Annotated in this window: 6 protein-coding genes and 3 pseudogenes; 4 read left to right on the top strand and 5 right to left on the bottom strand. The window is 52.3% G+C overall.

Annotation, left to right across the window (positions count from 1 at the left end):
- Both QZ506_RS19350 and QZ506_RS19345 read left to right on the top strand, forming a co-directional pair.
- A pseudogene (locus QZ506_RS19350) lies at positions 1-82 on the top strand (lipoprotein); the annotation flags it as partial.
- 72 nt (positions 83-154) lie between these two features.
- A pseudogene (locus QZ506_RS19345) lies at positions 155-361 on the top strand (IS1 family transposase); the annotation flags it as partial.
- A 130-nt stretch (positions 362-491) separates the two neighbouring features.
- Here the strand turns inward: QZ506_RS19345 and pgl are convergent.
- Positions 492-1,490, bottom strand: coding sequence for a 6-phosphogluconolactonase (pgl, locus tag QZ506_RS19340; protein WP_291973225.1), 999 nt, complete (start codon positions 1,488-1,490; stop codon positions 492-494).
- Between the two features lie 96 nt (positions 1,491-1,586).
- Here pgl and QZ506_RS19335 point away from each other — a divergent pair, with 96 nt between their 5' ends.
- A complete protein-coding gene (locus QZ506_RS19335; protein ID WP_291973223.1) occupies positions 1,587-2,402 on the top strand; it encodes a pyridoxal phosphatase in 816 nt (271 codons plus the stop codon).
- A gap of 32 nt (positions 2,403-2,434) precedes the next feature.
- Here the strand turns inward: QZ506_RS19335 and modC are convergent, their stop codons facing one another.
- The 4 genes from modC to QZ506_RS19315 all read right to left on the bottom strand — a co-directional run bounded on the left by modC (position 2,435) and on the right by QZ506_RS19315 (position 5,271).
- Positions 2,435-3,493: a molybdenum ABC transporter ATP-binding protein ModC gene (modC, locus tag QZ506_RS19330; RefSeq protein ID WP_291973222.1), complete on the bottom strand. Its 1,059-nt coding sequence runs from the start codon at positions 3,491-3,493 to the stop codon at positions 2,435-2,437.
- Positions 3,480-4,178: a molybdate ABC transporter permease subunit gene (gene modB, locus QZ506_RS19325; RefSeq protein WP_291973220.1), complete on the bottom strand. Its 699-nt coding sequence runs from the start codon at positions 4,176-4,178 to the stop codon at positions 3,480-3,482. The genes modC and modB overlap by 14 nt, the downstream gene beginning before the upstream one ends.
- Positions 4,175-4,951 carry a molybdate ABC transporter substrate-binding protein gene (modA, locus tag QZ506_RS19320; protein ID WP_291973218.1) on the bottom strand — a complete coding sequence of 259 codons (777 nt, stop codon included), beginning with the start codon at positions 4,949-4,951 and terminating at the stop codon, positions 4,175-4,177. Before modA ends, modB begins: the two co-directional genes overlap by 4 nt.
- Before the next feature lie 170 nt (positions 4,952-5,121).
- Positions 5,122-5,271 (bottom strand): AcrZ family multidrug efflux pump-associated protein, encoded by a 150-nt coding sequence (locus QZ506_RS19315; protein ID WP_291973216.1) that lies wholly within the window; start codon positions 5,269-5,271, stop codon positions 5,122-5,124.
- 237 nt (positions 5,272-5,508) lie between these two features.
- Between QZ506_RS19315 and QZ506_RS19310 the strand changes: the two are divergent.
- Positions 5,509-6,015 (top strand): annotated as a pseudogene (locus QZ506_RS19310) (molybdenum-dependent transcriptional regulator); the annotation flags it as partial.
- Positions 6,016-6,168: the final 153 nt, after the last annotated feature.

Genomic DNA, 6,168 nt, shown 5'->3' with positions numbered 1-6,168 from the left:
GGTGGGTGAAGCCATGGCCATGGTCAAAGCGCTTAACCGGATCACGCTATTAGGAATGCCGAACAGTATTCGCATCACGTAACAATCGACCCGTATGGGGCGCAGTCGTTACAAGTTCTGATTTATTCAACAAAGCCTCGTCAGTCATGCAAACACGGATTGCTACAGTGCTTACAACGACGAACTTCCAAAAGTAAAACACATTGTTAGCAAGCTATATATACAGCATATTGAGCGTGCACATCTGACACTGCGTAACCGATTGCAACGGCTCAATCGCAAGACGCTCGTATATTCAAAATCATCCGAAATGCACGATAGGATCATCGGTACTTACATCGAACGCGAGTACTACGTTTGATGCTAAATCAACTCATTGAATACACGACCAGCAGGCGGGAATCTCTTACAGACGAAACCCATTACTTCTGCCAGAGATCCCCGGCCTTCGCCGGGGATGACGAAAAATGAAGCCACGATTCCTGCACGACTCAATCAAGCGCCAACACACTCACCCACATCGGCCCCTGCCCTACCGCATAGCGCGCTAATGGTTGCAGCTTTCCACTTTTCTGATCGATGCGATACACCTCAATGTGCTGGGACTTCTGTCCAGCAGAAATCACAAACTCACCCCGGTGATCGATATTGAAACCGCGCGGTTGCGTCTCCGTTGGTTGATGCCCCACCAGCGTTAAGGTACTGCCATCTTCAGACACCTGGAAAATACTTAACAGGCTGGCAGTACGATCGCTGCAATAAAGGAAACGACCATCTGGCGTCAAATGAATATCCGCCGCCCAGCGGGTATCCGCAAAGCCCTGCGGCATGGCATCCAGCGACTGTACGGTGCGCGCCTTGCCCGCAACCGAGTGCAACTCAATCACGTCAACCGTACTGTTCAACTCATTAACACAGTAGGCAACACGCTGATTGGGGTGAAAATCCATATCCCGTGGACCTGCACCATCCACCGCGTGGAGGTACGCTTGCGCCGCAACGAACAGCTCACCCTCAGCAGAAACGTCATACAAACGAATGCGATCTTCTTTCAAACACGGTGCCCACAGCACTCGGTTTTGAGGGTCGATATTGCTCGAGTGGCAGCCTGACAGTCCATCCAGTTGTTGAATCGGCTCCCCTACAATGCCTTCGGCATCAATCGGGCTGACGCTCAACGTTTCACCGCTGTAGGATGCGCTAAACAGAAAACGCCCTTGTCGGTCAGTGGACAAATGCGTCGGACTTCCCGGCAACGAGGCAGACCCCACCTGCGTCAGCAAACCTTGCGCATCGATGCGGTAACTGATGGCCGAGAACGTCGGGCGTACCCCAACGTAAAGACACTGTTTGTTGGGTGCTATCACCATCGGCTGCACCTGACCCGGCGCATCGACAACCTGTAACAACGTGAGCTGCCCCGAAGACGCCAACTGCCAGACGTGAATCTGCTGGCCTTCCGAACTGGCGACATAGACCACTTGCTGCATGCTTTTCTCCTTGGTTTGTCGCATTTTTCGCCATGCTACTTAGGGTGTAACATTATGGGCATTAACGCAATTCTATATTCTCTTAATAGGGCCGCTATGACGTATCGTATCATTGCTCTTGATTTGGATGGCACATTGCTGGACAAACAAAAGAAAATTTTACCGGAGTCCCTCACTGCACTGGCGCGCCAACAGGGTATCAAAGTGGTGATCGCCACAGGGCGGCACCATTCCGCGATTCATCCGTTCTATCAGGCGTTGGATCTGGATACACCAGCGATTTGCTGCAATGGCACCTATCTGTACGATTATCAGCATAAACAGACATCGCAAGCCAATCCGCTGACGGCGGCTCAGTCTAAAAACGTGCTGACCTTGTTAGGCGAGTATGGCATTCACGGACTGATGTACGCCGATGACGGCATGCTGTACCAAGAACCGACCGGCCATGTGATTCGCACTCAGGCGTGGGGAGAAACGCTGCCGCCACACCAGCACCCTACCTTCCTTCACGTTGACAACCTGCTGAACACCGCCGATCGGGTGCAAAACATCTGGAAATTCGCCCTGTCGCATTCGGATACGCAAGCATTGGACAACTTTGCCAATCGGGTCATGGCGGAGTTTGGCTTGACCTGCGAGTGGTCTTGGCAGGATCAGGTTGATGTTGCCCAAAGCGGGAATAATAAAGGCAAGCTGCTAAGTGAATGGGTCACGTCTCAGGGGTATTCCGTGAGCGAAGTGCTAGCCTTTGGCGATAATTTCAATGACATCAGTATGCTCGAAGCCGCCGGGCTCGGTGTTGCCATGGGAAATAGTGATGACGCCGTTAAAGCGCACGCCGATCTGGTTATCGGACACAATGAAGAACCGGCTATTGCGCAGTTAATCCGTCAGCGCGTGTTGCAGTAAGAACGTTATCCCCGGTGAACGCCGGGGAATGACTAGGCTGTAATCGACACACTTTTAATCTGCGCATATAACCACATATCCGTACGCAATCTCAGATCATCGCGCGCCCAAGGTGAAATACGCGCCCATAGGGTTTGTCCCCCCACCGACAGCTTCACTTCGACCTGTTCATCGACGTCGATGCATTCCAACACCTTAGCGGGCAACACGTTACGAATACTGCTTGCCGTTGGCGGTTGCAACACCAAAGAGACATCGACCGCGTTGACACGAATACGCAGCGGCGTTTTCAACGGCATGGCAACCCGATTCACCCACAATCGTTGTTCGCCCAGCGACAGCGCCGTCATGGCATAACGCTCATGCTGCTTCATCACTTTCACGTTGAGAATGCTGCTTTGCTCATCGCTCGGTAGCCAGGGGCGCATCGCGCTGCTCGCCCACACCTCTTCCAGCCGACCTTCCGCTTTAACTTTACCTTTATCCAGTACCACCACCCGATCGGCGAGCCGCACGATCTCTTCCATGCTGTGGCTGACATACAGGATAGGAATGTTGACCTCTTTCGCCAACGTCTCCAGATACGGTAATAGCTCACGTTTGCGCGGCAAATCAAGCGACGCCAGCGGCTCATCCATTAGCAGCAGTTCCGGTGCGGTCAGCAAAGCGCGGCCAATCGCTACACGCTGCTTTTCGCCACCGGAGAGGGTCAGCGGTAAGCGGTTTAACAGTGCCTCAATGCCCAGCAATGCCACAATGGCATCAAACTGCGATTTCATGGATGACGCCATGCCATAACGCAGATTGCCTTGTACCCGATAATGTGGAAACAGCAGTGCATCCTGGAAGACGTAACCCACATGGCGCTTTTCGGGCGGCAGGCAGATACGTTTCTCGGCATCCATTAACACGCGATCGTTGAGTACAATGCGGCCAGACTGCGGGCGCGTCAGACCCACCACCGCATTGATCAGCGACGTTTTTCCGGCGCCAGATACGCCAAACACCGCAGAAATGCCTGATGCGGGCAATTGGGTATCCACACGCAAATCAAGATTGCCGAGGCGTTGATGAAAATTAAGCCCCAGCATTACACCACCGTTTGCGACCCCAGCGTGTTAACCACTCAGAGAGCAGCAACGACGCCATTGAGAGCAGAATGGCAATCACACACAGGCGCGCCGCATCGGCTTCTGCACCGGGTTTTTGAATCAATGTGTACATCGCCGACGGGATGGTACGCGTTTCCCCAGGAATATTGGACACAAACGTAATGGTTGCACCAAACTCACCCAGCGAGCGAGCAAACGCCAATACGGTGCCTGCCACAATGCCGGGAAATGAAAGAGGCAACGTGATGGTGAAGAAGACACGCCAAGGGTTAGCACCCAGCGTTCTGGCGGCCAGTTCCAACCGCGTATCCACCGCCTCCAGCGCCAGACGAATTGCGCGCACCATCAGAGGAAACGCGATCACAGCGGAAGCGAGTGCGGCACCACGCCAACTGAAACTGAAGCTGAGGCCGAACCATTCATAAAGCCATTGGCCGATAATGCCTTTTCTGCCCATCCCAATCAGCAACAAATAGCCAATCACCACCGGTGGCAACACCAGCGGCAAATGGATAATGCTATCTAACAGCGACTTTCCAAGAAAACGGCAGCGTACCAACACCCATGCCGCCAAGACCCCTAGCGGCAGGCTGAATATTACAGCGGTGATAGAAACTTTAAGACTAAGTTCAATGGCTTGCCATTCGTAATCCGTGAGCATCATCCGCGCGGCGTGAAACCATAGCGTTTGAACACATCCGCAGCGGCAGGTGTTTTCAGGTATTCGTAAAAACCGGTCACCGTCGCGTTGTTATGATCTTTGATGATAGCCATCGGATATTCGACCGGCTTGTGGCTCTCTTTCGGGAAGATGCTGACCACTTTCACCTTGTTGCTGGCGACTGCATCGGAACCGTACACAATCCCCAGAGGCGCTTCTTCACGTTCTACCAGCGCCATGGCGGAGCGCACGTCGTTAGCGCGTGCCATCACCGGAGAGAGTTCGCCCCAGGCTTTCAGATTTTGCAGTGCTTCTTTGGCATAGATCCCGGCAGGCACATGGTCCGGATCGCCAACCGCCAGATGGCCCCCTTTCAACAGGCTCTTCCAGTCTGTTTTATCCGTGATGGCAAAATGCTTCACATCGTTGGATTTCGGTGCAATCACCACCAGCGCGTTACCCAGCAAGGTGTAGCGTGTCGCGGTATCCGTCAGTTTTTTATCCTGAGCGTAATCCATCCACTGCTGGTCGGCAGAAATAAACAGATCCGCAGGCGCACCTTGCTCAATCTGGCGAGCCAGCGTTGAAGAGGAGGCAAAAGAGGAAACGATATCGACGTTTTTCTCTTTCCTATATTGTGCGGCAATTTCCTGCAACGCATTGGTCAGCGAAGCGGCGGCAAACACGGTGATTTTCTGTTCTGCCGCGAAGGCTGGCATCGCCAAGGTTGCGCTCAGGGTTAGTGCGACACCCCATTTCATCCATTGCTGTTTCATCGGTCTCTCCAAAGAATAATTGCATCAGGACGTTCGTTATATTCGGAATAATATAACGATAAATCCAGCAATGTCATGCGCTTTTGCTCGCATAATCCGAAGAGAGTACATACAAAAAATAATGCCCGGTCAAATCTACCGGGCATCAGAAAAGAGAAAACCTAGTGGGGTTACTTTCTTACAACGCGTTCATCGGCATGGCCAATATGGGAAAAGACATTAAATACTTCGCCTAAACCGTAGATAGCACCGAGGATGATCACCATCATCACAGGCACCATTGCAAGTGCAAACAGCAGGCTTTTGAGCAAATCCAACATGCTTACCTCACTTATCGCTAACGGTCCGTTTCTCAATACACGCGACATTCATAGCGAATCTCAAAGTACCGCAACGAAAAATCATTACGGGTGATGGTGAATAGTGTACCGTAACTGTAAGAATTAATGCGAGCATTTGTGCGGTTTGCCCGCACCGCCCAAACGCGCGACAATAGCGCTGTACCGAACGTCACGCACGCTCGGTTTTGTCTTTTCTAATCTCCCTGGACCGTGACCATGCAAGCTGAAATCCTTCTGACACTCAAATTACAACGACGTCTTTTTGCCGACCCACGACGCATTGAGCTGATCAAACAGATTCATCACACCGGTTCCATCAGCCAAGGTTCCAAACTCGCAGGTATCAGCTACAAAAGCGCCTGGGATGCCATCAACGAAATGAATCAACTGGCAGAGCAGACCATTGTAGAGCGCATGACCGGCGGTAAAGGCGGCGGTGGTGCCACGCTGACGCGTTATGGCGAACGATTGATTCAGCTCTATGATTTGCTAGCACAAATACAGCAAAAGGCGTTTGACGTTCTGCAAGATGATAATTTGCCGCTGGACAGCCTGCTGGCCACCATCGCTCGTTTTTCACTGCAAACCAGCGCCCGCAACCAATTCTTTGGTACGGTGCAAGCCCGCAGTCGGGACGCGGTTCAGCAGCATCTGAGCGTACTGCTGGCCGATGGAAAGACGGCTGTGAATGTATTACTGACCCAACAGAGCGCCGAGCGATTGGGGTTCAATGAAGTGTACTAGCTCAGACCTGATCTGACAGTTACCGATTATTTATACAGGTATCTGTCAGATTACATCTGGTTCAGATTCTTTTCTGCCCAGATCCGTTTTCCATCGAGTAAAGTGGCCATCGGCGTACGCCCGCAGCACATT

Origin of the sequence: Candidatus Symbiopectobacterium sp. (genome assembly GCF_020054415.1) — a bacterium.
In the GTDB taxonomy this organism is placed as follows: domain Bacteria; phylum Pseudomonadota; class Gammaproteobacteria; order Enterobacterales; family Enterobacteriaceae; genus Symbiopectobacterium.
This window is presented reverse-complemented; position numbering and strand designations above follow the sequence as displayed.